Genomic DNA, 26,905 nt, shown 5'->3' on the forward strand with positions numbered 1-26,905 from the left:
AAAAAAAAAGAAAAGAGGATAACAAAAGTTATCCTCCGCTTTAATATTTATGTTCATGCTTTTCTAATCACTCAGCTTCATTGTTTGTTGTAGCGCTTGCGTTTTCAACACTATGTGCTTCACCATGACCTGGCCCGAAAAGATTTAATATTACAACTCCTACAAGTATCAAAACAATCCCAGTAACACTGGCAACGTTAATTTTTTCTTTCCAAATCAAAATCGAGATTATTGTAGTAAGAATAATACCTATACCAGACCAAAGTGCATAGGCGGTATTCAAAGGTATGGTCTTCATTGCAAGTGATAAGAAGAGCAGGGAGCCTATAAAAGAAATAATTGTACCAATAGTAGGGTAAAGTTTTGAGAAGCCTTCTGCAGCCTTGAGCATAGAAGAACCAATAAGTTCACCAATAATTGCGAGCAATAAATATAAATATGCCATTATTACTCTCTCCTCCTGTATAAAAAATCAACGACTTAAAAAACTGTATTAAACCTTTATAGGTTTACTTCACTAAATCTTTATTAAGTACAACTTTACAAGAAACCAAAAATGTTTTTAAGTCTTTATTTTTCAAAAAAATTGTGCGCAAAATGACTGGTGATCCTTAGTCCAGTAGATAAAATCTAATCTAGATAATCTAATAAGATATAAACTAAACTGCACTATGGTACAGTAAACATAAAAACAAATAATGAAAAGTGAAAGAAGGTGAACCAATGCCCACTAACAATAAGCCCAATAGATTAATCGCTGAGAAGTCTCCTTATTTACTTCAACACGCTCACAACCCAGTTCACTGGTACCCGTGGGGGCAAGAAGCATTCGATAAAGCCAAACGTGAAGATAAACCAGTGCTTGTCAGCATCGGTTATGCCACTTGCCACTGGTGCCACGTCATGGCACACGAAAGCTTCGAAGATCAACAAGTCGCTGACATCTTAAATGAGCATTTCATTTCAATCAAAGTCGATCGTGAGGAGCGTCCAGATATCGACTCGATGTATATGTCGGTTTGTCAGATGATGACGGGGCAAGGCGGCTGGCCGTTGAACGTGTTTGTCACGCCGGATCAAAAGCCTTTTTATGCTGGGACATATTTCCCGAAAAGAAGTGCTTACGGGCGGCCTGGCTTCATCGAGGCACTGACACAATTGCTGGATGCGTACCATAATGACCGAGATCATATTGAATCATTGGCAGAGAAGGCGACAAATAACCTGCGGATCAAAGCAGCAGGGCAGACAGAAAACACGCTGTCACAAGAGGCAATTCACAAAGCCTATTACCAGCTCATGAGCAGCTTTGATACACTGTATGGCGGATTCGGCTCCGCACCGAAATTTCCTGCACCTCATATGCTCTCATTTCTGATGCGCTATTACGAATGGTCAGGACAGGAGAATGCGCTGTATGCAGTCACGAAAACGTTAGATGGGATGGCAAATGGCGGTATATATGACCATATTGGTTCGGGTTTTTCTCGTTATTCAACAGACGAGAAATGGCTTGTGCCGCATTTTGAAAAAATGCTGTATGATAATGCCTTGCTGATGGAAGCTTACACAGAAGCGTATCAGCTCACCTCAAAACCTGAGTATGAAAAACTTGTCCAACGCCTGATCCAATTCATTAAACAAGATATGATGAATTCTAGCGGCTCCTTTTATTCAGCGATAGATGCAGATTCTGAAGGGAAAGAAGGACAATATTACGTCTGGGCAAAAGATGAGATCATCACCCATTTAGGGGAGGAGCTTGGCGCTTTATTTTGCGACGTCTATCACATCACAGAAGAGGGGAACTTTGAAAGGGAGAACATCCCTCATACCATTTCTACCTCTTTTGAGGACATCAAAGCCTCTTTTTCGATCGACGATAAAACCCTTCAATCCAAGCTGCAAGAAGCCCGGCATATTTTACAATCAGTCAGACAGCAGCGACCCGCGCCGCTTGTCGATGACAAGGTGCTTACATCTTGGAATGCGCTGATGATCGCAGCTCTCGCCAAAGCAGGAAGGGTCTTTGATGCAGAGGAAGCGATCCATATGGCGAAGCAGGCGATGTCTTTTCTAGAAACACATCTTGTTCAACATGAGCGGCTCATGGTCCGCTACAGAGAAGGTGACGTGAAGCATCTCGGCTTTATCGAGGATTATGCGCATATGCTAAAAGCGTATATGTCTTTATACGAAGCGACCTTTGAGTTAGCGTGGCTGGAAAAGGCGGCAGCCATTGCCGAGAACATGTTTGAGCTGTTTTGGGATAAGGAAAAAGGGGGCTTTTTCTTCTCGGGATCAGATGCGGAAGCGCTCCTCGTTCGAGAAAAAGAAGTGTACGACGGCGCCATGCCTTCTGGTAACAGCACCGCACTCCATCAGCTTTTGAAACTCAGCACAATGACAGGACGTCAAGACTGGCTGAAAACCTTAGAAGAGATGTTCAAAGCCTTTTATGTGGATGTCTCTGCCTACCCAAGCGGACACACAGCATTTCTGCAAGGGCTCCTAAGTCAATATGCGGCGAAAAGAGAAATCATCATTCTCGGAAAAAACGGCGACCCTCAAAAAGAACGGCTTTTACAGGCGCTTCAAAAACGCTTCGTTCCATTTGATATCATATTGACTGCCGAAACAGGGAAAGAATTAGCGAAGCTCGCGCCCTTTACAAAAGATTACAAAACAATCGATGGCAAAACCACCGTGTATATTTGTGAAAACTACAGCTGCCGCCAGCCGATCACCAATATCGACGAGGCGATGAAACAGTTATGCCACGATTGAGTTTGTCATGAGATGACTATGAGAAGACAAAATGAGGACAAACAGATAAAAAACATGTCAATCCGCTAACAAATTGTCTGTACGGTTTTATTTTTCCTAAAAAACGGTTAGAATGCGCACTAGACGTTCTCATACCGAAGGGAGAGAAAATGATGAAAAAGGTATCATACACACTCATCGCTTGTTTGTTATCTGTTGGACTTGCAGCCTGCTCGTCAAACGATGCCAAACAAGATAAGCAAAAAGACGCAGCCAAAAACAAGGAAACAACACAGGCTGATCAAAAAGAGCAGCAAAAGCAAATGGAAGAAATGCAAAAGAAATTAGACGCACAAAAAATCGATGATCAAAAGGTCGTTGCGACCGTCAACAAAGACAAAATCACAGGCAGTGAATACAATAGCGCCTTATCTACCATTCAAGGCCAGCTTCAGCAATCCGGGCAAGACCCAACTTCTAAAGAAGGCGAGAAAGCAGTCAAGAAACAAACCATTGATGCGCTCGTAGGACAAGAGCTCATCCTGCAAGATGCTGAGAAGAAGGGCTTCAAAGCCTCTGACAAAGAGGTAGATAAGCAGCTAAAGGAAGAAAAGAAACAGTTCAAAGACAACGCTCAATTTGAAGAAGCACTTAAAAAGAGCGGACTCACATTGGATCAGCTGAAGAGTGACATTGCCGACAGCATCAAATACAGCCAATATGTCGATAAAGAAATCAAATCAGCCTCCGTCTCTGAGAAAGACGTCAAAGCGTACTATGATCAATACGCAGACCAAATGAAAAAACAAAAGCAAAAAGCACCAGAATACAAAGAGGTTAAATCACAAATTAAAAAACAGCTAGAATCTCAAGAAAAGCAAAAAGAAATCCAAAAAGAAATTGAAAAACTAAAGAAATCTGCGAAAATTAATGTTTCTCTATAACCGCTAAGAAAAAATCCGCCATTGTGCGGATTTTTTTGTTACTTCATGAACTATTTTTCCAAATTTATGACAAAAGCCTCATCATAAACGTCTCTTCCATCCGATATGATGGGAGTACAAAAGAAAGCGCTAACAATTCTTTTGTCTCTGAAAAGGTACAGGATCAAAAGCAATTCTCGTACTTTTGCTTCAGTCAATCGGACATCTACAAAAGGAGGATCATTATGTTCAAATGGTTTAAACCTGCTCCGCATATCGACAGGCTTGATGATGCCAAAACAGACGAGACGTATAAGCGGCTGCGGCTGCAAGTCTTTCTAGGCATCTTTATCGGGTATGCGGGCTACTATTTGCTGCGCAAAAATTTCGCTTTTGCCATTCCATATCTACAGGAAGAGGGGTTCACAAAAAGTGAATTAGGCTTTGTACTCGCAGCCGTATCCATTGCTTATGGCTTTAGTAAATTCATCATGGGGATGATCTCAGACCGCTGTAACCCCAGATACTTTTTAGCCGCCGGACTCTTTTTATCAGCTCTTATCAATATCCTATTTGTCTCATTTCCATGGGTCACATCCAGTGTATGGATCATGTTTTTATTCATGTTCTTAAACGGCTGGTTTCAAGGCATGGGGTGGCCGCCATGCGGACGTACGATGGCGCACTGGTTTTCGGTTAGTGAACGTGGTACGAAAATGTCCATTTGGAACGTCGCTCACAATATCGGCGGAGGGATTCTTGCACCGCTTATCACATTAGGGATTGTACTGTTTGCGACGTGGAAAAGCATCTTTTTCTTCCCTGCCATCATTGCCATTATCGTCTCCTTCGTGATCATTCTTCTTGTACGGGATACCCCGCAATCCACTGGTCTTCCGCCAATCGAGGAATATCGAAATGACTATCCGGCACAAAACTATGAGGATCAAGAAAAAGAATTAACAGTGAAAGAAATTTTATTTAAATATGTACTCAACAATAAATTCCTATGGTATATCGCCATTGCCAACGTGTTTGTATACTTCGTCCGTTACGGTGTTGTTGACTGGGCGCCGACCTACTTAACAGAAGCAAAGGGCTTTTCACCAGAGCATTCACGCTGGTCTTATTTTCTTTATGAATATGCAGGCATTCCCGGTACATTATTGTGCGGCTGGATTAGTGACCGCTTCTTCAGAAGCCGCCGCGCACCAGCTGGAGTCATCTTTATGGCCGGGGTGTTAATTGCCGTTCTCGTTTACTGGCTAAATCCTGCAGGCAATCCAATGGTCGATAACATTGCCCTTATCAGCATCGGTTTTTTGATTTACGGACCTGTCATGCTTATTGGACTTCAAGCCATTGATCTCGCTCCGAAAAAAGCGGCTGGCACTGCTGCCGGACTGACAGGCTTCTTCGGCTACATTGGCGGCTCTGCCTTTGCCAATGCCATGATGGGTGTCGTCGTGGATCACTATGACTGGACAGGAGGCTTCATTTTACTGGTTGGTTCTTGTGTGCTTGCGATTGTTTTCCTCGCCATGACATGGAATACAGGAAAGCGCGTAGAGCAAGCTTAATGAAAATCACATAAAAGATTCATATCTGCCCAACATGCTCTTTACATCTATTTCTTATGATAGAGGCAGTTACCGTAAAAGGAGGATAAAATATGAAGAAAAGTAGATTACTTGCTTTCGTGTTGCTCTCTTTTGCTTTACTGTCTTTTGCGTGGGTGCCGGCCACCGTATCGGCACATGAAAACCTTTTATCTCCAGATCGCATCTTAACCGTTGCACACCGCGGAGCATCAGGGTATGCACCAGAGCATACCCTGGCTTCCTACAAGCTCGCCAAAAAAATGAATGCAGATTACCTCGAACTCGACCTTCAAATGACAAAGGATGGACATCTCATCGTGATGCATGATGAAACCGTTGACCGAACCACAAACGGAACAGGCTGGGTCAAAGACCTCACACTTGCCGAAATCAAACAGCTTGATGCTGGTACATGGTTTAACGAAGCAAATCCCGACAGACAAAATGCCAACTATATCGGACAGAGAGTCCTGACATTAGATGAGGTGCTGCGCTATTTCGGTAAACGAGAGAATTATTATATTGAAACAAAAAAACCAGACCTTTATCCGCAAATGGAAGAAAAACTATTGGCCGCCTTAAAGAAACATCATCTTCTTGGGAAACACACAAGAAAAGGGCAGGTTATCATACAATCCTTTAGTCAGGACAGCCTGATAAAGCTGCAGAAATTAGCTCCACGCCTGCCAAAAGTACAGCTATTAGACAGAAACCAAATGACATCCATCACAGACGATCAGCTCGACTTTATCAAAACGTACGCCGTGGGTGTTGGACCGAATTTCAGAGCATTAACACCTGAAAACGTCCAGCAGGTCAGAAGCCACGGACTCCTCCTTAATCCATATACAGTCAACAGCGAAGCAGACATGACCCGTCTACTGCAATACGGCGTCACCGGTCTTTTCACCAACTTTCCAGATGTCTTTAACCGTGTAAAAGCTTCACTCTAAATAAAAAAGCCTTGCGGTCCATCCCGCAAGGCTTTTGATTATTTCACCGCTTGATCAGTAGAAGCTGTTTCAAACGGCTTCCGTTTTCCAATCCCAAATACAAAAAAGCTAAGTGCCACTACAATCAAGAACACAATTCCCACAATGAGAGAAATTCGAGTATCCTGATTAATGAGCATAAACACAAGCACCATCAGTAAGAAACCGATTGTGAGATAATTCGAAAACGGTGCTAACGGCATCTTGAAGGGATGCTTTTCAAGCGCTGCCCCCTTTGCCTTTCTGAAGCCAATATGACTAATCAAAATGACAAACCAAGGCACCATCCCAGGAAGGACGCTCGCACTATACACATAGACGAAAATGTTTGGCGGAGAAACATAATTCAGGACCACTCCTATCGCTAAACCAATCAGCACAGCGAATGTCCCAAAATACGGTACACCGTTCTTCGAAATTTTCGTAAAGAAAGCAGGCGCCTGACCATTCACACCTAATGTATAAAGCATACGGCCCGCACTGAAAATACCACTATTACAGCCGGACATCGCTGCTGTAATGACAACAAAGTTAATAATACCAGCAGCTGCTGTAATCCCGATCTTCGCAAACGTCGCCACAAATGGACTGCCAAGGGTATTCAGCTGATCCCAAGGATACACAGTCACAATGACAAAGATCGCACCGATATAGAAAATCAAAATACGCCAGATGATACTTTTGATGGCATTTGTCAGCGTCTTTTGCGGATTTTGCGCCTCACCCGCTGTAATCCCAATCAGCTCGACACCTTGATAAGCAGCAATAACTAGAGACAATGCAAACAGGAATCCGCTAAACCCACCTGTAAAGAACCCGCCATGCGCCCAAAGGTTAGACAGCCCAATAGGAGTTCCGCCATTTCCAAAACCGAAGAAAATAATGCCTAAACCTGCAACAATCATCAAGATAATCGTCACAATTTTGATCATCGCAAACCAAAATTCAAATTCACCAAATGACTTAACCGAAATCAAGTTGGCCGCTCCTAAAATGATCATCGCAATTAACCCTGGAATCCACGCAGGCAGCTCTGGGAACCAATATTTCATATAAGCCCCAACCGCAATAATTTCAGACATTCCGACAATGACCCACTGGAACCAGTTACTCCAAGCCGTCATATACCCTGCAAGCGGATGAATATATTGATGCCCGAATGTAGCAAACGACCCTGTACTCGGCTCAAGATATAACATTTCTCCCATCGCACGCATAATAAAAAAGATAAAAATACCACACACTGCGTACGCTAGAAGAACCGATGGACCTGTCCACTGAATGGCCTTCGCTGACCCCATAAATAAGCCAACACCGATTGTGCCGCCAAGAGCGATCATTTGAATATGGCGGGCACTTAACCCTCTCTTTAATTCCTTTTGAGCCACTTTTCTTCCCCCTCATCAACAAACAACATAAAAAATAAAAATCAGAATTTTCATTCTGATTGAGAAACATCAATCTTTCGATGTATATTATCATAATAAATCTACCCTTAAAAAACAATTGTTTTTTTGAGGAAAACACTATTAACAAAATATTCTGACATAAAATTAAGTTCAAATTGTTTTATATTGATATAATCAATAACCAGAAAAATCTTCAAAAAAAGACCGCTCACACGGTCTTCTAAGCTCAAACTGTAAATTTATAGGAACATCAGCAATTGCTTTCCTAAAACACTTTCCTCTGATAAATCACAGTAGAAAGTCCCCAAGACAGCAAGTAGAAGATCATAATCAGCACAGCTGACCCCGTATATAAAACAGGGATCGATAAATTCATAATAAAATCAGTGATCCCACTAAATTGCTCTGCTAAATAGAGAACAACAGGCGGTCCCATAGCAGATAATACGATAAAGCCAATGATCACTGCCGTTGTGATATAACCAGGCTTTAAGATATAAAACAATGGAAACGTACACGCCGCGAACAATAAAAACAACCCGCTGCCAATCGCAATATCTGACAGCGAAAACAGCTTCCCAAACACAAATAATGCAGCGCTTGTCAGCACGATCGCAATACTCATATAGAAAATGGCGCCAAGATAACGTGATGCGATAATTTCTTTACGTGTATAGGGCAAGGAGTTTAATAGAATATTCGTTTCTGCCTTTTCATCATACGCATATGTGTTAAATGGAATGAAGACACTAGCGACTAGAAACGTCAATACTGGATGGACATCCATGAAAATAAAAAATAAGATAAACGGAATAAAAATAAGTAACTGCTTCTTTTGCAAAATCACATCACGCTTAATTAAATGAAACATGCGCAACCCCGCCTTTCAAATAAAACATGATATCCTCAAGCGACGCCGGTTCAATCACAACAGCATCCCCAAAAATAAGTTTCACCTCATCAATCCGATCTGATAATGCTTCAAAACCTGCTGATGTACGCTGAATATGGATAAACGCCTTTTCTGTGTCTCGATCCAATAACTCCAGGCTCCCTTTCACAAGCGTATAACTTTCTGCCACTTCATGAATCGACTGTTGAAAGACCAATCTTCCGTTTTGTATAAACGCAATATAATCCGCGATCCGATCTAAATCAGTCGTCACATGCGTCGAGAAAAAGATCGTCTTATTTCCATCAATCATCAATTCTTGTAACGTGCTGAGCAGCTCTCTTCTAAAAACCGGATCTAAACCAGCAGTTGGTTCATCCATGATAATCAGCTCTGCATGATGTGACAGCGCAATCGCAAGTGAAGCCTTCATCTGCATCCCTTTTGAAAATGTTTTAATCGCTTTATTCAGCGGCAGACCAAACTGTTCAATATATTGATCAAAAAGCTGGTCATCCCAACGTTTATAGGCAGGAGCCACAATCCGTTTGATGTCCTTTAAATTCAATCCTGGAAAAAAAACATTGGCATCGTAAACAAATCCGATTCGTTCCTTAATCTCTTTTTCATGAGTATGATAATCCAATCCAAAGACCTTTATGTCACCTGAATCGGGTTTTAACAAATTCATGATCATTTTAATGGTGGTCGACTTACCCGCTCCATTCTCTCCAATAAACCCTGTAACAAAGCCTTTCTTAACCCGTAAATCAAGATCCTGAACGGAAAAGTCCTTGAATCGTTTCGATACTCCTTTGAATTCAATCACATGCTCCACTCATCTCACTCCTCATATAAGAACTTTAATAACTGCTGCAATTCATCAAAAGATAAGCCTAATTCTTTCCCGTTTGTAACAACCGCTCCAAGCTGTTCCTCGATCACCTTCAATTTCTTCTCTCTCATCACTTCTAAGTTTTGTTCCGCAACAAAAGATCCCTTGCCTACAATCGAATAAATAAATCCCGCTTTCTCTAACTCTTCATACGCTCGCTTTGTTGTAATCACGCTAATTTGTAGATCCTTCGCCAGTTTTCGAATAGACGGCAGCGCTGCACCTTCCGCAAGCTCACCCGTTAAAATCATCGATTTGATTTGATTCGTAATTTGCTCATAGATGGGCTCCTTAGAATGGTTTGAAATCGTAATTTGCATATAAAAACCTCTTTTTTCACATAGTTAGAAAAAAATATTGTATATACACTATATATACATTATATACACACTAAAAGAATATTCAACCATTTTAAAAAATGTTCTCCTCATTTTTTTAAAATAAAAAACCGTACAGCCCAAAAGCCATACGGTTCTTTAACAAAATGCTTTATTTCCAATATACCCATTTTCCCATAAGCCACTCCACAGGACCTCTTCTCCATTTTTTCAAATAGAGATAGCTGATGAACAGCTGTGCTGTGTACAGTCCGACAGCAAGCAGCAGCCCAAACATTGACCCCAATTGTCCAAATAAACCAAGTCCATAAGAATAGAAAATCGTTGTACAAATAATCGACTGCGCTAAATAGTTTGATAGAGACAAACGGCCAAGTCCTGCAAGCAGACGTTTGAAACCTTGAGCTGCCTTCGAATAGTAGAAAACAATAAAAGCTTGAATATACCCAATCGTCAGAACATAAGCACCGAATGTAATCACGAATTCACTCCAAGGAGCATCAACGAACGTCGCACATTTTAGCGCAAGCCCGATCACAATCATCCACACCCAGCCTTTTCGATAGGCCATTCCTCGATCTTCTTCCGTCAGATGTCCTCGTTTCCCAACCGCCATACCAAGCAGTGCAAACGGGCCAACCATGATCGTACCAAAAAGAAAACCTAATATCGGCATAAGCGCAATAGTCACGATCGCCAGAATAACGGTCACAATCATCATATCGTCTTCAACCGTAATTCGGCTGAGCAAAATATCTCCATAAGCACCTTTCGCATACACATCAGTTAATAATTCATCAGTCCCATAAACAAGTTTCATCATGTATGGCGAAACGACTAATGACAATGCACCTAACACACCCGACCAAATTAGTATTGTTTTGATCCGGCTGCTCAAAAACATCATTAAGAAAAACATACAAGCTCCATAATAAAGAAGAATGTCACCATTCCAAATAAAGATGTAATGCAGCATCCCAAGCACAATCAGACCAAACCCTCGGCGAACGACAATGGCATTCGTATTTAGTCCCTTAGCCTTCGTCGATTCAATCAACTTGATAAAAGAATACCCAAACAAAAAGGAAAAAATCGGATAAAAAGACCCTTGGAACAAAATTTCCGTTAGATATACACCAAATTCCTGTCCCCAAAAACTCGAATCAAACATCTTCTCAAAATCATAATCATATTGGAAATTAAGCATATTCACAATCAAAATACCTAATAAACTAAAACCACGTAAACTATCAATAAACTCAACCCTAGATCCCTTCAACACGACAGCTCCTTCAGACAATATAAAGATAAAGCATATTTATCCTACCACACTTTTAAAAAATTGGTTCATATCCCCATGTGAAAAAGTGTGTTTTAAGGTAAATTTAATAAAAAAACCTAGAATCTATATTCTAGGTATCACACTAAATACTTATGACTTATGACTTATGACTTATGACTTTCTTCTTCCCGCAGCACACGCCTCAAATAAAACAAAATTCCCAAACCGAATAAAATCAACGCCATTTCCAATTCTGCAGAAATCGGCAGCCATTTCAGCATCATTAAAATCAGCAAAACCGCTCCAACACCTGCGAAAAAAATGACGTTTCTTTTTAATTCTTGGTTTGATTGAAACAACACTCTCTCCTCCACTGTTTATCCAATTGAATGTTTTTCTAACTTTTTCAAAATTCTTTCCCAGCCGGTATCTCCCATTTTTCGATCTATTAACTGCCCTTGTTGATCTATGAGACAAAAGCTAGGTAATCCTTGAATCTTATACTTTGCAACAATCTCATAATCTTGATCCAATACAATAGGAGCGTTCATATTCTTTTCCTCTGCATACTCTGAAACAACATCTGCCGATTTTTCCTCTTCTGTATATGGAACATGGACACAGGTTAAATGAATACCCAGCTCATTCACACGTTGTAGGATATGATTGGTTAATTCTTCACAATGAGGACAATTGACTGACCAAAAATAAAGAAGCTGATGCTGTCCCTTAGGTACACTCCTTTGATCTGAAGGGTAAATCCAAGGAAGATTCTCAGGCCAGTTGAGTTTCTGTGTTTCCACTATTCTTCCCCCTTATCTTTTAGCTGAAAGGCGATGATTTTTCCTAATGCTTCCTCTGCTGCAAAAGGAGTGACGCTGCCTGTTGGATTTTCTTGTTCTTGTTTTAAGCACTCGTACATGTTTTTTTCAATTTTTGATGGATCAATCCAAGAGATACACCATGATGCCCAGAAACAAGTAGGCCCCTCATAACGTTTAGCCAGTGCCAGAAGGAATGGCAAGCTAGGCTGCCCAATCCTCATGAGTGACATGGCAGCGGCCATTCTTGTATCTTCTTCGTCACTTTCTAATAGCCGAGCTAGCGGTTCTGCTGCGTCCCCCGCATCTGCTCCAAATTCACCAAGTACAGCTGCTGCAATGTTCCGCAGAGAGCCTTTTTCTTTTAAAGCCTCAACAAGGACGGGCACTGCATCTTTTCCATATTTTCTTAAATCTCCTATTGCTTGAACGATCGTTACTTCATTTGTATTGGCCAATTGTTGAACTGATTGAGACAGCTTATTTTCTGGTTTCATTTACAATCAACTCCTCCTTTTAATGAACCGCACGGTATCGATAACAAAGCACATAAAATCCAGCCCCAGCCGCTAGGGATACAATTGTAGTCAACAAGCCATCAGTGATGAGATGAATACTAATCATGACCATAGCACTGATCACAGACGCAAATAGCAATGATCGATAATAGGCGGCCAAAGCAAAACTCCTTTCTCGTCTCAGAGGCTGCATAAAGGCAAAGAGCCATATGGCCAAAAACCATATATAAGCTCCTCCACCAAATAAGGTCCAATACAATACATCCTGAATTTCAGCCAAATAAAGAGAAATCAAGTAGAACGCATACAGCCAAAAGGTTTGAAACACTTCTAACAGAATGATTTTTTGATATAAAGCACCTGGAAAAAGGTAGAGCACTCCTGTTTGTGCGTGTCTTACAATCCCTGCATAATATGAACTAAAAAGAACGGATGCCGCGATGACGATCAAGAATAGATTCAGCCAATCTGAAAAATAAGTAAAGACGACATAGTAAGTACCAATTAACAGCATGGTAAATAGCACATGGAAGGTGATATATTTTTTTATCAGCAATAATTCAATCCAAAGAAAAGCCCAAATGCCCGTTAATGCCGGAAGTCCCCACCATGTCTTGCCCTTTTTTTGAACCATTGGACTTGATTGAATATGTTTTCCCTCAAATTCCTCCCAAAATACTGCCTCCTTGACTAAAGACCCCTTCATCTCTAAACGATGACTAGCCCTGTACATCATCATGAAAGATAGGAACATCACTCCAATAAAGATGAAGACAGAAAGAATGGAGAACTCTTCGATCATACGTCCAGCTTGAAACATCAAAGAATCAGCAATGTTCATCAATGAGGGCTGTTTCATCATCAACTGATTCAAAGCGAGCAGTGCAAAGCTGAAAAACATCAATAAAAAACTGATTAAGAGCAAACGCTTGTATACTCTAATGGTTCTAGCACAAGACACCGCAATTATCCAAGTTTCGACCAAACATAACAGCCCTGTCAGGATGAGTGATTTGCCAAGCAGAAACGGGTACTGCTGCGTCATAAAAAACAGAAGAAGATCCGCAGCCAAAGCAGAGATAATGAGAAGAGCCCCTCGCCAGAAAATATGATACATCCACACACTGATAACAACCGTCCATAAAGAAGTGCCATTTCCATATAACCAAATGATATCGTTCATCTGACTAGGCAGCCGATTCGTAAACAAACCAAACCCCGTATAGAGAACAAACAAACAGACAATGATCCACCCAGCTGCAACCGCATTCCAATCACCCATACTTGAAACTGCGCTTAGCTGAAAACCAATTGCCGCAATGAAAAGAAGTAAGATCAGAAAAGGCATTTTCTTTTCTTGATTTTTACTGATAAAGCGCCTTTGAGATTTCATCCATAATAGGGAGAGTGTGTTATTCACTTGACCACTCCCCCAGAAGTTGAATGACTTCTGCCCTCCACTCACTCTGTTCTTCCTTTAATTGAGGAACATCCATGTTCTTCATGATGGCACCATCTCGAATCAATACCACCCTGCTGGCCGTATCGAGAACGAACTCCAGACTATGAGTCGACACAAAGACCGAGCCACCTTGACTGCTTTTTTGTCTCAGCCAATCCGACAGCCACTGTTTTGACGGTATATCTAACCCAACAGTCGGTTCATCTAATATAAAAAGGGAGGCATCTTGAACAATGGCCCCTGCTAAGACAACACGCTGCTTTTGGCCTCTTGACAGCCTTCCGCACAGTTCATTCATCTTTTTTTCCATATTTACTTCTTTCAACGCTCCATATACCTTTTCCTTGATCTGTTTTAAGCCTTTATGATATCCACGTGCACGGAATTGAACATGTTCAGCAACCGTTAGGTCTGGATACAAATAGGGGTGATCAGGAATAAGCGCGACTTGTTTTTGAACATGGGAATGACCAGGCGGGAAACCCTCTATGAGAATTTCCCCTCCATCTGGCTTATATAGACCCGTTAAACATCGAATCGTTGTCGTCTTCCCGGCACCATTAGGCCCAAGCAGTGCCACAACCTCACCTGCTTCGATGGAAAACGACAAATCCTCTATCCCATCACCATTGCTATATCGTTTGCTTACATTCTGAACCTCCATGAATGGCATCAAATCTCTCCCTTTGATTAGAGTGATGTATGCTTATCTATGGTGTGTTATAAAATCAAAAAACGAATGTCATTAGACCCACTAATCTCTAAACCTAATATTACCATATAGAGAATAACAAGGTAATAGGAATGAGGTAATCTATTCTATATACAACGGAAAAAGAAAATAGATTATGTACAAAATAAAAAAAGATTGGGTTGCAGTATCCCAATCTTTTATCTATTAACCCAAAACGATCTCCTGACACGCCCAAGCATCCACCTCTACCTTTAAAGCAGGAGAAGCCAATGCCACCACATAAATCATTGTCATACAAGGCAGATGATCGCCTAAAAACTGCCCCATAATTTGTTTCCTGCTCTCAGCATCGAATTCTCCCACGAGATAAAATACTAGTTTCGTTATATCTTCCACAGCCATATCTGCCGCTTCTACATTTCGTCTCACATTCTCTAACGCTAGTTCGAGCTGCTCCAACGGGCTCTCGGGAATTGTTCCATCCACCTCCATCCCCACTTGACCTGATAAGGTTAGCCACCGCTGTGGTCCTGTTGTCTCTATTTGATGGGTATATGGTGCGACTGGCGGATGAATGGTCTCAGGATTACGTAGTATTCTCATGAATAAAAACTCCTTTTCTGAAAATACAGTCAATTTTTATCATCATATCAAATTTTCTACCTTCTTCAGATTTTTATGCTCATAGTAAACCTGAAGAAGCAATCGCAACAGCCTGCTATAATTCTTGTTTTCTAAAAAGAAACCATCCGATAAGAAAAAAGAAAACAATTAATACCGATACACCTAGAAAACTTGTAAGTGCCTGATCCGAATAAGTCCCCTTATGAATCATCTCTTCGGCTGCACTTGTCACGCCTTTAGGTGCAAACTTCCCTAATGTCTCTTCATAAAATGAAGGTACGGTAAACAGAATAAGGTTGATCAAAAGCGACACACCGCCAGCTGTGACAGAACGTTGAAAGAACGCCGAAGCACAAATGGTCGATACCACAATCAGCAATAAATTTGGATAATAAAGAAGTGTTCCTTTTAACACATTGACCCAATCCACATGCCCAAATTGAATGTCCACATAATAAACAGAGGCAAGCACCGCCACCACCAAACTAAACAAAGTCAAACAGGCATAGGCGCATATTTTCGAGACATAGTAACTCGTTCGACTGATCGGTTTCACCATAATCATCGCGGTTACTCCAGAGGCACGCTCTCCAGCGATCGTCCCCATCACGATCATAATCAGGATAAACACACCTAGCGAATCAAATTTACTCAATGCACTCGCCAAAGCCTCTCCTGCACTAGGCTCTGGTATATAAAATGTAGATCCTTCAGGTAAATTAGCTGATTTCGATAGAAGATCTGGCAGCATTTTGAGCGTAATAGGCTGTGTGATCATTAAAATCGTAAAAATGATTGGCACAAACAACATTTTATAACTAGTGAATAACTCCCTAAATTCCTTTTTCAACATCATCATGCATTCACAACCTTCATGAAAATATCTTCAAGCGTCAGCTTAGATAGTCGATAATGGAGGAGAACACCGCCAGATTCAGTGATGAGACGAGGCAGCTCCTTCAATGCTATTTGTTGATCGTTCACTCGCACCTGATAAGCATCTCCTGTCTCAAAGCATTCCTCCACCCAATCCCTCTCTTTTAACAAAGCCAATAATTTCGTATCCTGTTGTTCTAATTGAAATTCAATCACTGGCTGGATATAGTCTTCTTTGATCTGTTTCATGGAAGAAGACATCTCAATTTTGCCACTGTTGATCATAATAATATGATCTGCCACACGTTCAATGTCATCTAAAATATGGGTCGACATAAAGATTAACATCTCTTGTTTCAGATGCTCAATTAATGTCAGTACGTCTTTTCTCCCCATGGGATCAAGTGCAGACACAGGTTCATCCAAGATGAGAACCTTCGGGCTGTTGATAAGCGCCTGCGCAATGGCAAGCCTCTGCTTCATGCCTCCGCTATAGCTGCCAATGGCACGATCCTTCGCCTCATACACCCGGCAAAGCTTCAACAGCTCCTCTGTTTTGGAACGAATGATTTTTTTCTCTAAGTGAAATAACCCGCCAACCCAATGCATCCACTCCTGCCCCGTCATATCCTGATAAAATGCAGGATGCTGCGGACAATACCCAATCACATGACTGATTTGGTCCATCTCCTTTGCGACATCCAAACCAGCCACCTTCACGACCCCAGAAGTAGGACGAGCAAGCCCCGTCAAAATCCGGATCGTCGTTGTCTTCCCCGCTCCATTGGCTCCTAAAAAACCAACACATCCAACCTCCCCCACAGAAAAAGAAACCTCTTTTAACACTTCATGCCGTCCATACGATTTCGTCAGCCCGTGACACTCCAACATATTCAAGCGAATCCCCCCTACTAAGATTGTTTACGACCAAAAATGAAATACGCAATAGGACCGGCACTCGCCACAAACACAATCACCAAAGCCCAAACCCACTTCACCTCTCCTCTGATCCTCGATGGATCTCTTTTCAGCAAATCAAACAAACCAATCACCATCAAAATCGCTTGCAGCAAAATAAGAGGTAATATCATCTTCATATCCATCCACGCCACTCCCTTTTCAAACGCCAACTTGTTTTGATATCACTTCTTTTGACGACATGAAGAGGGAATTCGTTCAAATGGATTTTATTTTTATCAATCGATTGGGCTATAAAATAAAAAAGCCCAGTGAAGGTTATTCACTGGGCTTGCTTGTGATGGTCATGAAGAATCCCGCAAAATCTTTTCCATCTTCTTCCCTTTCGCTAACTCATCAATCAGCTTATCTAGATAACGAATGTTCTGCATAGTTTCATCTTCAATGTCCTCTACTCGAACACCACAAATGACTCCTTTAATTAAGCTGCGGGAAGGATGAAGCTCAGGAGCCTCAGCAAAAAAGGCTTCAACTACTATCTGTTTGTTCAACTGTTCCTGTAACTCTTCTGGGCTGTACCCCGTCAACCAACAAATAATCGTATCAACTTCAGCTTTCGTTCGTCCTTTTCTCTCTGCCTTTGCGATGTAGAGAGGATAGACCTTTGCAAAACTCATTGTGTAAATTTTATGTTTGGTCATGAGTTCTTCTCTCTTCCTTTTATATTAGCTATTAGCTTGTAATGCTTGCGCAAGCTTTGTTTTGGCAATGTACTTACACATGATAACCAGGCTATTAATACAACTTAAAAACGATGAGATACACCTTTACTATTTCCCTTTTTATTCTCTTCATCTTTTTTGAAAGCCCTATATTTAAGAAATTGAACGATACAAAATCCAAGGAATACACCAATTGGTCCTCCGCTTGAGACAGGACCGCCAATTAAACAATAAGAAATGATAAACAATGCGATATAACCAATTAAGAAAAAAACAATTCCCCATTTTTCTTTTTTTAAGTATCGATTAAAAATAACATCTCCCCCTTGATAACGGATGTATCTTTTATAAAGAAATCGGCCTTCTAATATTGTACCCTGAAACAAAGAACATCGTACGATCAAATCTATAATTCCTTAGTTCTTTTGACACAAAAATACCCCTTTAGAAAACCATATCTAAAGGGGTATCAAAAATTCAATTTTATTTAATCCCTACTCCACCGTCACACTCTTCGCAAGGTTACGTGGTTTATCCACATCACACCCGCGGTGAAGGGCTGCGTAGTAAGCAATCAGCTGTAATGGAACAACAGATGCAAGTGGTGCAAGTGCTGGGTGTACAGCTGGAAGGACGAAACGGTCGCCTTCGTCTTCTAGGCCTTTTAGTGAGATGACACATGGGTTTGCTCCGCGTGCAACGACTTCTTTGACGTTACCGCGAATGCTGAGGTTCACGTGCTCTTGTGTTGCAAGGGCAATGATCGGTGTGCCTTCTTCAATTAAAGCAATTGTGCCGTGTTTGAGTTCTCCGCCAGCAAAGCCTTCTGCTTGGATGTAAGAGATCTCTTTTAGCTTCAGTGAACCTTCAAGGCACACATAGTAGTCAAGTCCTCTTCCGATAAAGAATGCGTTACGTGTCACTGTGAAGAAATCACGAGCGATTTGTTCCATTTCATCCTTTTGATCCACAAGGGCTTCCATTGCGTTTGCTACAATACCAAGCTCTTTCACAAGATCAAAGTCAAGAGATTGACCGTTTAATTCAGCTGCAACAGATGCAAGGATTGCAAGTACAGCGATTTGTGCTGTGTAGGCTTTTGTTGAAGCCACTGCAATTTCTGGTCCTGCATGAAGAAGCAATGTGAAGTCCGCTTCACGAGAAAGCGTAGATCCTGGTACGTTTGTGATCGTTAATGCTTTATGACCAAGTTCTTTGACTTGAACAAGTACAGCACGGCTGTCGGCAGTCTCTCCAGATTGAGAAAGGAAGATGAACAACGGCTTTTTCGATAGAAGCGGCATGTTGTAAGAGAATTCACTTGCTACATGGACTTCTACAGGTACTTTTGCCCAGTCTTCAATGTATTGTTTACCGACAAGTCCAGCATGGTAGCTCGTTCCGCAAGCCACAATGTAAATGCGGTCTGCTTCTGCTACTGCGCTTGCGATATCGCCAGCAACTGACAGCTTGCCGTTTTCGTCTTGATATTCTTGGATGATTTTACGCATAACAAGCGGCTGTTCATCCGTTTCTTTTAACATGTAGTGAGGATATGTGCCTTTCTCAATGTCGCTTGCATCAAGCTCAGCGATATAAGAAGGGCGTGTCATGATATCACCGTCAAGGTTTTTAATAATAACCTCGTCTTTTGTGACAATGACCATTTCTTTATCCATTAATTCCGCATATTCGTTTGTTACTTGAAGCATCGCCATTGCGTCAGAAGCCACAACGTTGAAATCTTCGCCGAAACCAACCAATAATGGGCTTTTGTTTTTCGCCACATAGATTGTTTCTTTGTTTTCGTTATCGAAAAGGGCAATCGCGTAAGAGCCTTTTAGTTGAAGAAGCGTTTGACGGAAAGCTTCCTCTGTATCAAGACCTCTGTTTACAAATTGTTCGATGACTTGAACAACAACCTCTGTATCTGTGTCGCTTTTTAGTGTGACGTCTTGTAAATATTCGCGTGTCAATTGTACATAGTTCTCGATGACACCGTTATGAACAAGCGTAAAACGGCCAGAAACACTTTGATGCGGATGCGCATTTAGATGGCTTGGTACACCGTGAGTTGCCCAGCGTGTATGTCCGATTCCTGCTGAAGATGCCACGTTTGCATCCACGACTTCACGAAGCTCAGCGATACGTCCTTTTTCTTTGAACACATGCACACCATCTTCGTTTGCCACAGCGATACCTGCTGAATCATACCCGCGGTACTCAAGCTTCTCTAAACCTTTTAGTAAGATTTCCTTCGCATCATTCTGACCAATATAACCTACGATTCCACACATAAATTTTCTTCCTCCCGATCATGTGAAAGGGACAAAGAAAGCCTACTAAAATAGAAGGGACATTTCTTCGTCCCTCTCTACATGTTTAATTTGGGAGATCATGTGTATTCCCTTTGTACAAAGAGTCACCTCTTTGCTTTAAAGAAACACTTACGGCTGTGATCTCTTTTTTTGATCAGCCGGGAGGCATCCGCCGAAAATTCGATAACCTCCATCCTCGTCAACTAAGCATCTTTCGTCCGATCGCTTAGTTCGGGCGCTATAATTATAAGAGAGTTTCTGAACATCTACCCTGCCTTTCCTGATAGAATAAAAATCCAGTAACACAAGGATGATTGTACTATAAGGTCTGACCTCCGTCAATCACAATGTGCGGGTGATCCCCTTCATTTGAGAAAGTGAGACCTCCATACACTATATGCGATGAGGCTTGTCTCGTTCTACCTTTGATGTGCTCTCCTATGTATGAAGACAGCGGCAAATTGCCCTCGCTTATAAGATTCGTACAAATCCATCCATTTATGTCGCTTATTCGAAAAAAAAGCAAACCGCTGTTAGCGATTTGCTTTCATCTATTACTCAATACCCATTTCTTCTTTCACAACAGCTGTAATTCGAGCCACATATTCATTACACAGCTCTTTTGTTTTCGCCTCTGCCATGACACGTACAAGCGGCTCTGTTCCAGATGGACGAACAAGAATGCGGCCGTCACCATTCATCTCTTTTTCGACCTCTTGGATCACCGCTTTTACTTTTTCATTTTCTTCTACTTTATATTTATCAGACACTTTCACATTCACTAATAGCTGTGGGAACTTTTCCATTTCCGCTGCAAGCTCTGATAATGTTTTCCCTGTCGCTTTGAGCGTATTCACAAGCATGATCGCAGAAAGCATGCCATCACCTGTCGTATTGTAATCAAGGAAAATCAAATGGCCTGACTGCTCACCGCCGACATTATAGCCATCCTTTTTCATCGCTTCGACCACATAGCGGTCACCAACAGCTGTTTGAATGCTCTTAATGCCTTGTTTCTCAAGCGCTTTATAGAAACCAAGGTTACTCATGACCGTTGACACGACGGTATCATCCTTTAACCGGCCTTCATCCTTCAAATAACGTGCACATATGTACATAATTTGATCGCCGTCTACGATATCACCTTTTTCATCGACTGCAATTAAACGGTCACCGTCACCATCAAACGCAAGACCAATATCTGCACCCTTCTCCTTCACAAAAGCAGAAAGTGCCTCTGGATGAGTGGAACCTACACCATCATTGATATTCAATCCGTTTGGAGATGTTCCCATTGTGGACACATCAGCATCTAAATCTGCAAATAAATGTGTCGCTAGAGAAGAGGTTGCACCGTGTGCACAGTCAAGCGCCACGTGAATACCTGTAAAATCCTCGTCCGCTGTCTGCTTTAAGAATTGCAGGTATTTCTGACCGCCTTCAAAGTAGTCGTTCACCGTTCCAAGATCGGCTCCAACTGGGCGTGGTAATTGATCGACTGGCTGATCCATCAGCTGCTCAATTTCGTTTTCCTGTTCATCTGACAGCTTAAAGCCGTCACCGCCGAAGAATTTGATGCCGTTGTCTTGAACTGGATTGTGTGAAGCAGAAATCATGACACCCGCTTCAGCATCCATTGCCTTCGTTAAATAAGACACACCAGGTGTTGAGATCACACCTAGACGCATCACTTCAGCTCCAATTGAAAGTAAGCCTGCAACAAGCGCTCCTTCTAACATATGACCAGATACACGTGTGTCTCGACCAACGAGTACCTTTGGACGTTCTTTATCCTTCGTGAGCACATAGCCGCCAAATCTCCCAACTTTAAATGCGAGCTCTGGCGTTAATTCGCTATTCGCTACACCCCTTACACCATCAGTTCCAAAGTACTTGCCCATGTTTCAATCGCTCCTTTTTTACCATTCAAGAGGACGCTTCGTCCTCTTTTTTATCTTCTTTGACCCGCTGTCTTTGACTCGATTCTTTCTTTGCTTTATCTTGCGTGGATTCTTCTTTACTCTTCTCACCCTGATCATCGTCATCAGTTGATGGATCTTGTTGATCTTTTTGATTCTTCCGATCATTCGTCGAAGCCGGCTGATCCTCTGTTTCAGTAGAAGTGAGTTTCACTTTGACCTTTGATCTCGATAATGTCCAAGTCACATTTTGAGGACCATTCACTTGAACTTTGACCTCATGGGTTCCTTCGTTCAAGTCCCCTGCATTGATATAGGCTTCAACATCTGAAGCCTTTAGTTTATCAATCGCACTCTTTGATCCCTTTGCTGTTAACGTGAGCCGTCCAGAAGAGGGGCTCACAAAATCAGAAGTGAGATCCTTGCTCAAACCCACGACAGAAATCGGTACATTATCGATCTTTTTTTCTTCAGCTGTTGCAACCTTCACTTTGATCTTAACAGTTTCGGGTGATACCTTTTTCACACCATCTGGCAGGGGAATATCGACATCAATCTCCTTATCATCTTTGATCTTGCTTAAGTCCAGCTTGACGCCATCAATAAAATCAAGTGCATCCAGCACCTTTTGAGAGCCGTACACTGTGACCTCACTCGGGCTTGTCTCAATGCTTGAGATGCTGATCCCTTCTGGCAAGCTGCCCGTCCGCTCAATTTTAAAAGGAACCTTTTTGCTTGGACTAGAGATTGGGACCGTAATATCCACCACGGACGGACTTACTTCAACTGGCAACTCATTCCCGCTGCTATCATACACAGTGAGCTTCGCTTCTTTTTCAATTTGCTGATCGACATCTTCTAAGTTTACAAAAGCTTTAATGACAGAAATTTTGTCGATGACGTCCTTTGATCCAGTAACTGTGACCTTTTTCGGATTCACAATGGGCTGTTCAGGTGAATAGCCGTCTTTGATTTTATTTTGATTATAAAACTCGGTTTCAACAGGAAATTCAGCTGTCGTTTTTTCTTGTATCGTCACAGTCGTCACAGATGGATTAATCGATAGTGTGAGTCCCTTCGATACATCTCTTGCCTTCAGCTCCACTTTATGTGTACCTGTCGATAAGTTCTGCATGTCTGCGTAAATTTCAAAATTCTTTGTTTGTCTTGCTGTTTTCACAGCACTAGTTGATCCTTTAATCGTGACATTGACTGTCTGCGGCACACCAGTGACGACATATTTCTCGTCATCATAATACGCTTTAACAGGAATGTCGGTTAAAGTTGCTTCATCTGTCGTCGATGTTGGGAAAAAGGATTCACCGATTTTTTTCGGCGTGGGCGCTTGCGCTGAATTGACTGCACCATACAGCAATAAAGCGAAGACCAATGCAAGAAGCTTAACGGCCCAGCGATTATTCAAAATCTTATCCATTTTTCTTGCCCCTCCAATACCATTTGGTCGAGGAAGCATCTTTGCTGTTCTTACTAAATTCAGCAATCAGCATTTCTTCAAGCGCTTCTTCTGTCAATTCTCGGTGGAGATCACCATTCCTTGCGACAGAAATACCGCCAGTTTCCTCAGAAACGATGACAGTTAAGCTGTCTGTCACTTCACTTATCCCAACTGCCGCCCTATGACGCGTCCCAAGCTCCTTAGAGATAAAAGGGCTTTCTGACAGCGGTAAATAGCAAGCTGCAGCTGCAATCTCATCCCGCTTCATAATGACAGCACCGTCATGAAGCGGTGTATTCGGAATGAAAATATTAATGAGCAGCTCTGAACTCACCTTTGCATTCAAAGGAATTCCTGTCTCTATGTAATCATTCATTCCGGTATCGCGCTCAATTGTCAGCAGCGCGCCGATTCTGCGTTTCGCCATATAGTTAATTGCTTTTGTAATTGCCTCGATCGTTTTCTGCTGCTGTTCCTCTACAGGTGTCCCGCTTCTTGAGAAGAAACGGCCGCGCCCAAGCTGCTCAAGCGCTCTCCTTAGCTCTGGCTGAAAAATAATAATGATCGCAAGGAATCCCCACGTAATCGCTTGATCCATCAGCCATTGAAGTGTGTTAAGACCGAGATACGCACTTCCCATCCTGACGAGAACAATGACCACAATTCCCTTTAAAAGCTGAACCGCTTTTGTTCCGCGGATGACCATCATTAATTTATATATCACATACCAAACAACGAGAATATCAACAGCATTACCGAGGTACTGCAAAAAAGGAATATCCCCTAAAGCCATTTCCTCGTCCTCCAGAATTTTCAGTTATTCTTCGTTTGATGCATTTTTTAATAAAAAAAGAGCCTATGTATCAATACATAGCGTGGCTATTATACCACATTTTGTTTCAGCAAGGAAAATAGTTGCCATATCTGGCTGACTTGCTAGTATGCTTGAATCTCAGCAATGTATAGAAAAAGAGCAGCCCCCCTTAGAGACTGCTCTTAAACCGCTTGAGTTACTTTTGCTCCTCTGGACCAATGACCCGCATCACGTTTTGTGCTGTTGATTTCATTTTGTACCAGATCCAATCAAACACTTCATTAATTTCATTAATTTGACCAGTGACTTGTCCGGCAGAAGCAGTCAGCTGTTCCCCATTGACGACGGTGACATTTCCATCAACCTTGCCTTCTACAATCAGCTTGCCATTTTTGACAGTGATGTCACCTTTTACGGTTTCCCCTTTAGGTACGGTCACTGTATCATTTTCAACGACGAGATTCGGCTGCTTTGACACACTGAAATTATGATCGGTATTCCAGCTTGTAAACAGACTGCCTCCCATCAAAATGAGAAAGAGGGCAGCGGCTACCATCAGCGGGTGAGCTTTGATCCATCTTTGAACCGACACACGCTTTTTCTCCTTTGGAAGACCTGCCATCACCTTTGCAGTGAAATCAGATGGTGCTTCTATATGAGATGTACTCTGCACTAGCGCGATGGATTTCTCAATTTGTTGAAAATGAGTACGGCATTCCTCACACGATTGCAGATGGCTTTTTAATTCTTTTTCGTCTTGGGGCTCAATGTCCCCGTCTAAATACTGATGCATAAGCTGGACGATTTTATCCTGACAGCTCATCAAAATCACCTCACTCAAAGGTCTCTCAACTGTTTCCGGAGAGCCTCTCTACCCCTGTGTATTCTCGTTTTCACCGTACCAACTGGTATATTGAGAATCTCACTAATTTCTTTTAACGAGAGTTCATCAATATACTTTAATACGATGACCGAACGATATTTGTCGGGTAACCTTAGAATTTTTTGCTGAATGGTACTCGATAATTCAAGAGATACCACCTCATCCTCTGGCAAAATGCCATCAGCAGCAATTTGAGAATACATATTTAATCCTTCTGTTCCTGCCACCTCTGCATCTAAATAATAATCCGGCTTTTTTTTGCGAATACGGTCGATGGTCAGGTTGGTTGCAATGCGGTACAGCCACGTGGAAAACTTACGATTCACATCAAAGCTTTCGATATTCACATAGGCTCGAATAAACGCCTCCTGCGCAATATCCTCCGCTTCGTGTGCATTCCCAAGCATACGGTAGCACAGCTGATAAATTTTGTCTTTATACAGGTCTACGATGTCTGCAAATGCGTTCTGGTCGCCTTTTTTCACTTGCTTAATTCTCTTTTTAATCATTGTGTCCATAGTATATTCAACCTCTGCCTTCACCGGTCTTTATGTATACGAACCTCTTTCCAAAAGGTTTCATTCTCCTCTAAAAAATAGTGTAACAAATTTTTGACAGTGTGTTACGCTTATCAACCGGTAAAAACCTTAACATATCCTTAAATTTTCCCAAAACAAAAAAGAACGGGAACAAGTCCCGCTCTACCTACAATAGCTTTTCACCCATTAATGAACCAATTAACGCAACTGCCGCTTCAGCGGTTTTGTTTTTCTCATCTAAAACCGGATTTACTTCAACAAATTCAGCAGACGTTAAAATACCCGCCTCCTCTAAAAGCTCCATTGCGAGATGACTCTCCCGGTAACTAATGCCGCCTGCTACCGGAGTACCTACACCAGGGCATTCCGCTGGATCTAATCCATCTAAATCAAGCGACAGATGGACACCATCGGTTCTCTCCTTTAGATACGCAATCGCTTCCTCCATCACCCTTGTCATCCCTAAACGATCAATTTCATGCATCGTATACACTTTAATGCCTTTCTCTCGAATCAATGCCCGCTCTCCTTCATCTAAAGATCGAGCACCAATTATAACGACATTTTCAGGCTTCAATTTAGGCGAATAACCGCCAATGTTCGTTAAATCTGCATGTCCAAAACCGAGACTGACAGCAAGCGGCATGCCATGAATATTTCCAGAAGGAGAGGTTTCCTCCGTATTCAAATCCCCGTGTGCATCATACCAAATGACACCTAAGTTTTCATAATGCTTGGCTACCCCAGCAAGTGTGCCTATCGCAATGCTGTGATCACCGCCTAAAATGAGCGGAAACGAACCAGATTGCACAATACTGTCAACCTTCTCAGCAAGCAGCTGATTTGCACCAGCATTCTCCGTCAAATTCTTCAGCTTTTCACTTGTATATAAACCTTTCTCATCATCTCTTTGTTCAACTGGAATATCTCCAAGATCCTCTACATCAAATGAGAGCGTTTCCAATTTTTCTTTTACGCCTGCACAACGAATCGCACTCGGGCCCATATCGACGCCCCTTCTCGTTTGACCCAAGTCCATTGGAACTCCAATAATCGTGACCTTCTTTTGCTCTCCCATATGTACATCCCCTTTCCGTTCATGCTTATATTTTACTTTCTTGATGCCTTCTGACTCAACTCGACAACATTTTGAATAGTTATACAGTCCCTCTGCCAACATAAAAAAAGACACCTTTTTCAAAAAGGTGTCTTAACTGGGCTAGCTGGATTCGAACCAACGCAT

General features: G+C 41.9%; 28 protein-coding genes. 4 read left to right on the forward strand and 24 right to left on the reverse strand.

Features of this window, described 5'->3' with window-relative positions; translation table 11 throughout:
• Nucleotides 1-67: 67 nt before the first annotated feature.
• Entirely contained in the window at nt 68-445 is a 378-nt protein-coding gene (locus BA81_RS18370) for a DMT family transporter (protein ID WP_034284218.1), read from the reverse strand.
• A 278-nt stretch (nt 446-723) separates the two neighbouring features.
• Here BA81_RS18370 and BA81_RS20125 point away from each other — a divergent pair, with 278 nt between their 5' ends.
• The 4 genes from BA81_RS20125 to BA81_RS18390 all read left to right on the forward strand — a co-directional run bounded on the left by BA81_RS20125 (nt 724) and on the right by BA81_RS18390 (nt 6,243).
• The gene (locus BA81_RS20125; protein WP_034284219.1) at nt 724-2,787 is read left to right on the forward strand and encodes a thioredoxin domain-containing protein; all 2,064 of its coding nucleotides are present in this window, start codon (nt 724-726) and stop codon (nt 2,785-2,787) included.
• Nucleotides 2,788-2,939: 152 nt separating this feature from the next.
• Complete coding sequence (locus BA81_RS18380) at nt 2,940-3,710, forward strand: SurA N-terminal domain-containing protein (protein ID WP_034284220.1); 771 nt, start codon at nt 2,940-2,942, stop codon at nt 3,708-3,710.
• Between the two features lie 224 nt (nt 3,711-3,934).
• On the forward strand, nt 3,935-5,269 hold the full coding sequence (gene glpT / locus BA81_RS18385) for a glycerol-3-phosphate transporter (RefSeq protein WP_024424430.1): 1,335 nt from the start codon (nt 3,935-3,937) through the stop codon (nt 5,267-5,269).
• A gap of 92 nt (nt 5,270-5,361) precedes the next feature.
• The gene (locus BA81_RS18390; protein ID WP_034284221.1) at nt 5,362-6,243 is read left to right on the forward strand and encodes a glycerophosphodiester phosphodiesterase; all 882 of its coding nucleotides are present in this window, start codon (nt 5,362-5,364) and stop codon (nt 6,241-6,243) included.
• A 38-nt stretch (nt 6,244-6,281) separates the two neighbouring features.
• Here BA81_RS18390 and BA81_RS18395 read toward each other — a convergent pair whose 3' ends face one another.
• The 23 genes from BA81_RS18395 to rocF form a co-directional block, all read right to left on the reverse strand.
• Entirely contained in the window at nt 6,282-7,670 is a 1,389-nt protein-coding gene (locus BA81_RS18395; protein WP_034284222.1) for an amino acid permease, read from the reverse strand.
• A gap of 286 nt (nt 7,671-7,956) precedes the next feature.
• Nucleotides 7,957-8,562, reverse strand: coding sequence for an ABC-2 transporter permease (locus BA81_RS18400; RefSeq protein WP_034284224.1), 606 nt, complete (start codon nt 8,560-8,562; stop codon nt 7,957-7,959).
• Nucleotides 8,546-9,421, reverse strand: a complete 876-nt coding sequence (locus tag BA81_RS18405; RefSeq protein WP_034284225.1) for an ABC transporter ATP-binding protein — start codon at nt 9,419-9,421, stop codon at nt 8,546-8,548. The genes BA81_RS18400 and BA81_RS18405 overlap by 17 nt, the downstream gene beginning before the upstream one ends.
• Before the next feature lie 5 nt (nt 9,422-9,426).
• Nucleotides 9,427-9,798, reverse strand: coding sequence for a GntR family transcriptional regulator (locus BA81_RS18410; RefSeq protein ID WP_003217079.1), 372 nt, complete (start codon nt 9,796-9,798; stop codon nt 9,427-9,429).
• Between the two features lie 169 nt (nt 9,799-9,967).
• Complete coding sequence (locus BA81_RS18415) at nt 9,968-11,095, reverse strand: DUF418 domain-containing protein (protein WP_034284227.1); 1,128 nt, start codon at nt 11,093-11,095, stop codon at nt 9,968-9,970.
• 167 nt (nt 11,096-11,262) lie between these two features.
• Nucleotides 11,263-11,457: a hypothetical protein gene (locus BA81_RS18420; protein WP_034284228.1), complete on the reverse strand. Its 195-nt coding sequence runs from the start codon at nt 11,455-11,457 to the stop codon at nt 11,263-11,265.
• Between the two features lie 18 nt (nt 11,458-11,475).
• Nucleotides 11,476-11,901: a TlpA family protein disulfide reductase gene (locus BA81_RS18425; protein ID WP_034284229.1), complete on the reverse strand. Its 426-nt coding sequence runs from the start codon at nt 11,899-11,901 to the stop codon at nt 11,476-11,478.
• Nucleotides 11,901-12,416, reverse strand: coding sequence for a HEAT repeat domain-containing protein (locus BA81_RS18430; RefSeq protein ID WP_034284230.1), 516 nt, complete (start codon nt 12,414-12,416; stop codon nt 11,901-11,903). Before BA81_RS18430 ends, BA81_RS18425 begins: the two co-directional genes overlap by 1 nt.
• Nucleotides 12,417-12,435: 19 nt before the next feature.
• Nucleotides 12,436-13,857, reverse strand: coding sequence for a sporulation killing factor system integral membrane protein (gene skfF, locus BA81_RS18435; protein WP_034284231.1), 1,422 nt, complete (start codon nt 13,855-13,857; stop codon nt 12,436-12,438).
• Complete coding sequence (locus BA81_RS18440) at nt 13,850-14,572, reverse strand: ABC transporter ATP-binding protein (RefSeq protein ID WP_034284233.1); 723 nt, start codon at nt 14,570-14,572, stop codon at nt 13,850-13,852. The genes skfF and BA81_RS18440 overlap by 8 nt, the downstream gene beginning before the upstream one ends.
• 225 nt (nt 14,573-14,797) lie before the next feature.
• Nucleotides 14,798-15,196 carry a RidA family protein gene (locus tag BA81_RS18445; RefSeq protein WP_034284235.1) on the reverse strand — a complete coding sequence of 133 codons (399 nt, stop codon included), beginning with the start codon at nt 15,194-15,196 and terminating at the stop codon, nt 14,798-14,800.
• A gap of 115 nt (nt 15,197-15,311) precedes the next feature.
• Nucleotides 15,312-16,076 (reverse strand): ABC transporter permease, encoded by a 765-nt coding sequence (locus BA81_RS18450; protein WP_034284236.1) that lies wholly within the window; start codon nt 16,074-16,076, stop codon nt 15,312-15,314.
• Nucleotides 16,073-16,990, reverse strand: a complete 918-nt coding sequence (locus BA81_RS18455) for an ABC transporter ATP-binding protein (RefSeq protein ID WP_034284237.1) — start codon at nt 16,988-16,990, stop codon at nt 16,073-16,075. Before BA81_RS18455 ends, BA81_RS18450 begins: the two co-directional genes overlap by 4 nt.
• A 14-nt stretch (nt 16,991-17,004) precedes the next feature.
• Nucleotides 17,005-17,196: a PLD nuclease N-terminal domain-containing protein gene (locus BA81_RS18460; RefSeq protein WP_003217265.1), complete on the reverse strand. Its 192-nt coding sequence runs from the start codon at nt 17,194-17,196 to the stop codon at nt 17,005-17,007.
• A gap of 159 nt (nt 17,197-17,355) precedes the next feature.
• On the reverse strand, nt 17,356-17,712 hold the full coding sequence (locus BA81_RS18465; RefSeq protein WP_034284238.1) for a DUF2200 domain-containing protein: 357 nt from the start codon (nt 17,710-17,712) through the stop codon (nt 17,356-17,358).
• A 104-nt stretch (nt 17,713-17,816) separates the two neighbouring features.
• Nucleotides 17,817-18,137 (reverse strand): hypothetical protein, encoded by a 321-nt coding sequence (locus BA81_RS18470; RefSeq protein WP_034284239.1) that lies wholly within the window; start codon nt 18,135-18,137, stop codon nt 17,817-17,819.
• Nucleotides 18,138-18,227: 90 nt separating this feature from the next.
• On the reverse strand, nt 18,228-20,030 hold the full coding sequence (glmS, locus tag BA81_RS18475) for a glutamine--fructose-6-phosphate transaminase (isomerizing) (RefSeq protein WP_034284241.1): 1,803 nt from the start codon (nt 20,028-20,030) through the stop codon (nt 18,228-18,230).
• Between the two features lie 575 nt (nt 20,031-20,605).
• Nucleotides 20,606-21,952, reverse strand: a complete 1,347-nt coding sequence (gene glmM / locus BA81_RS18480; RefSeq protein ID WP_034284242.1) for a phosphoglucosamine mutase — start codon at nt 21,950-21,952, stop codon at nt 20,606-20,608.
• Between the two features lie 25 nt (nt 21,953-21,977).
• On the reverse strand, nt 21,978-23,405 hold the full coding sequence (locus tag BA81_RS18485) for a CdaR family protein (protein ID WP_034284243.1): 1,428 nt from the start codon (nt 23,403-23,405) through the stop codon (nt 21,978-21,980).
• Nucleotides 23,398-24,219, reverse strand: a complete 822-nt coding sequence (gene cdaA / locus BA81_RS18490) for a diadenylate cyclase CdaA (RefSeq protein WP_008344027.1) — start codon at nt 24,217-24,219, stop codon at nt 23,398-23,400. The genes BA81_RS18485 and cdaA overlap by 8 nt, the downstream gene beginning before the upstream one ends.
• Before the next feature lie 217 nt (nt 24,220-24,436).
• Nucleotides 24,437-25,063 carry an anti-sigma-W factor RsiW gene (rsiW, locus tag BA81_RS18495; protein WP_034284245.1) on the reverse strand — a complete coding sequence of 209 codons (627 nt, stop codon included), beginning with the start codon at nt 25,061-25,063 and terminating at the stop codon, nt 24,437-24,439.
• A 14-nt stretch (nt 25,064-25,077) separates the two neighbouring features.
• The gene (gene sigW, locus BA81_RS18500; RefSeq protein WP_024424449.1) at nt 25,078-25,641 is read right to left on the reverse strand and encodes an RNA polymerase sigma factor SigW; all 564 of its coding nucleotides are present in this window, start codon (nt 25,639-25,641) and stop codon (nt 25,078-25,080) included.
• 187 nt (nt 25,642-25,828) lie between these two features.
• Entirely contained in the window at nt 25,829-26,740 is a 912-nt protein-coding gene (rocF, locus tag BA81_RS18505) for an arginase (RefSeq protein WP_024424450.1), read from the reverse strand.
• Nucleotides 26,741-26,905: the final 165 nt, after the last annotated feature.

The sequence above is a fragment of the Bacillus safensis FO-36b genome (assembly GCF_000691165.1).
Classification (GTDB): domain Bacteria; phylum Bacillota; class Bacilli; order Bacillales; family Bacillaceae; genus Bacillus; species Bacillus safensis.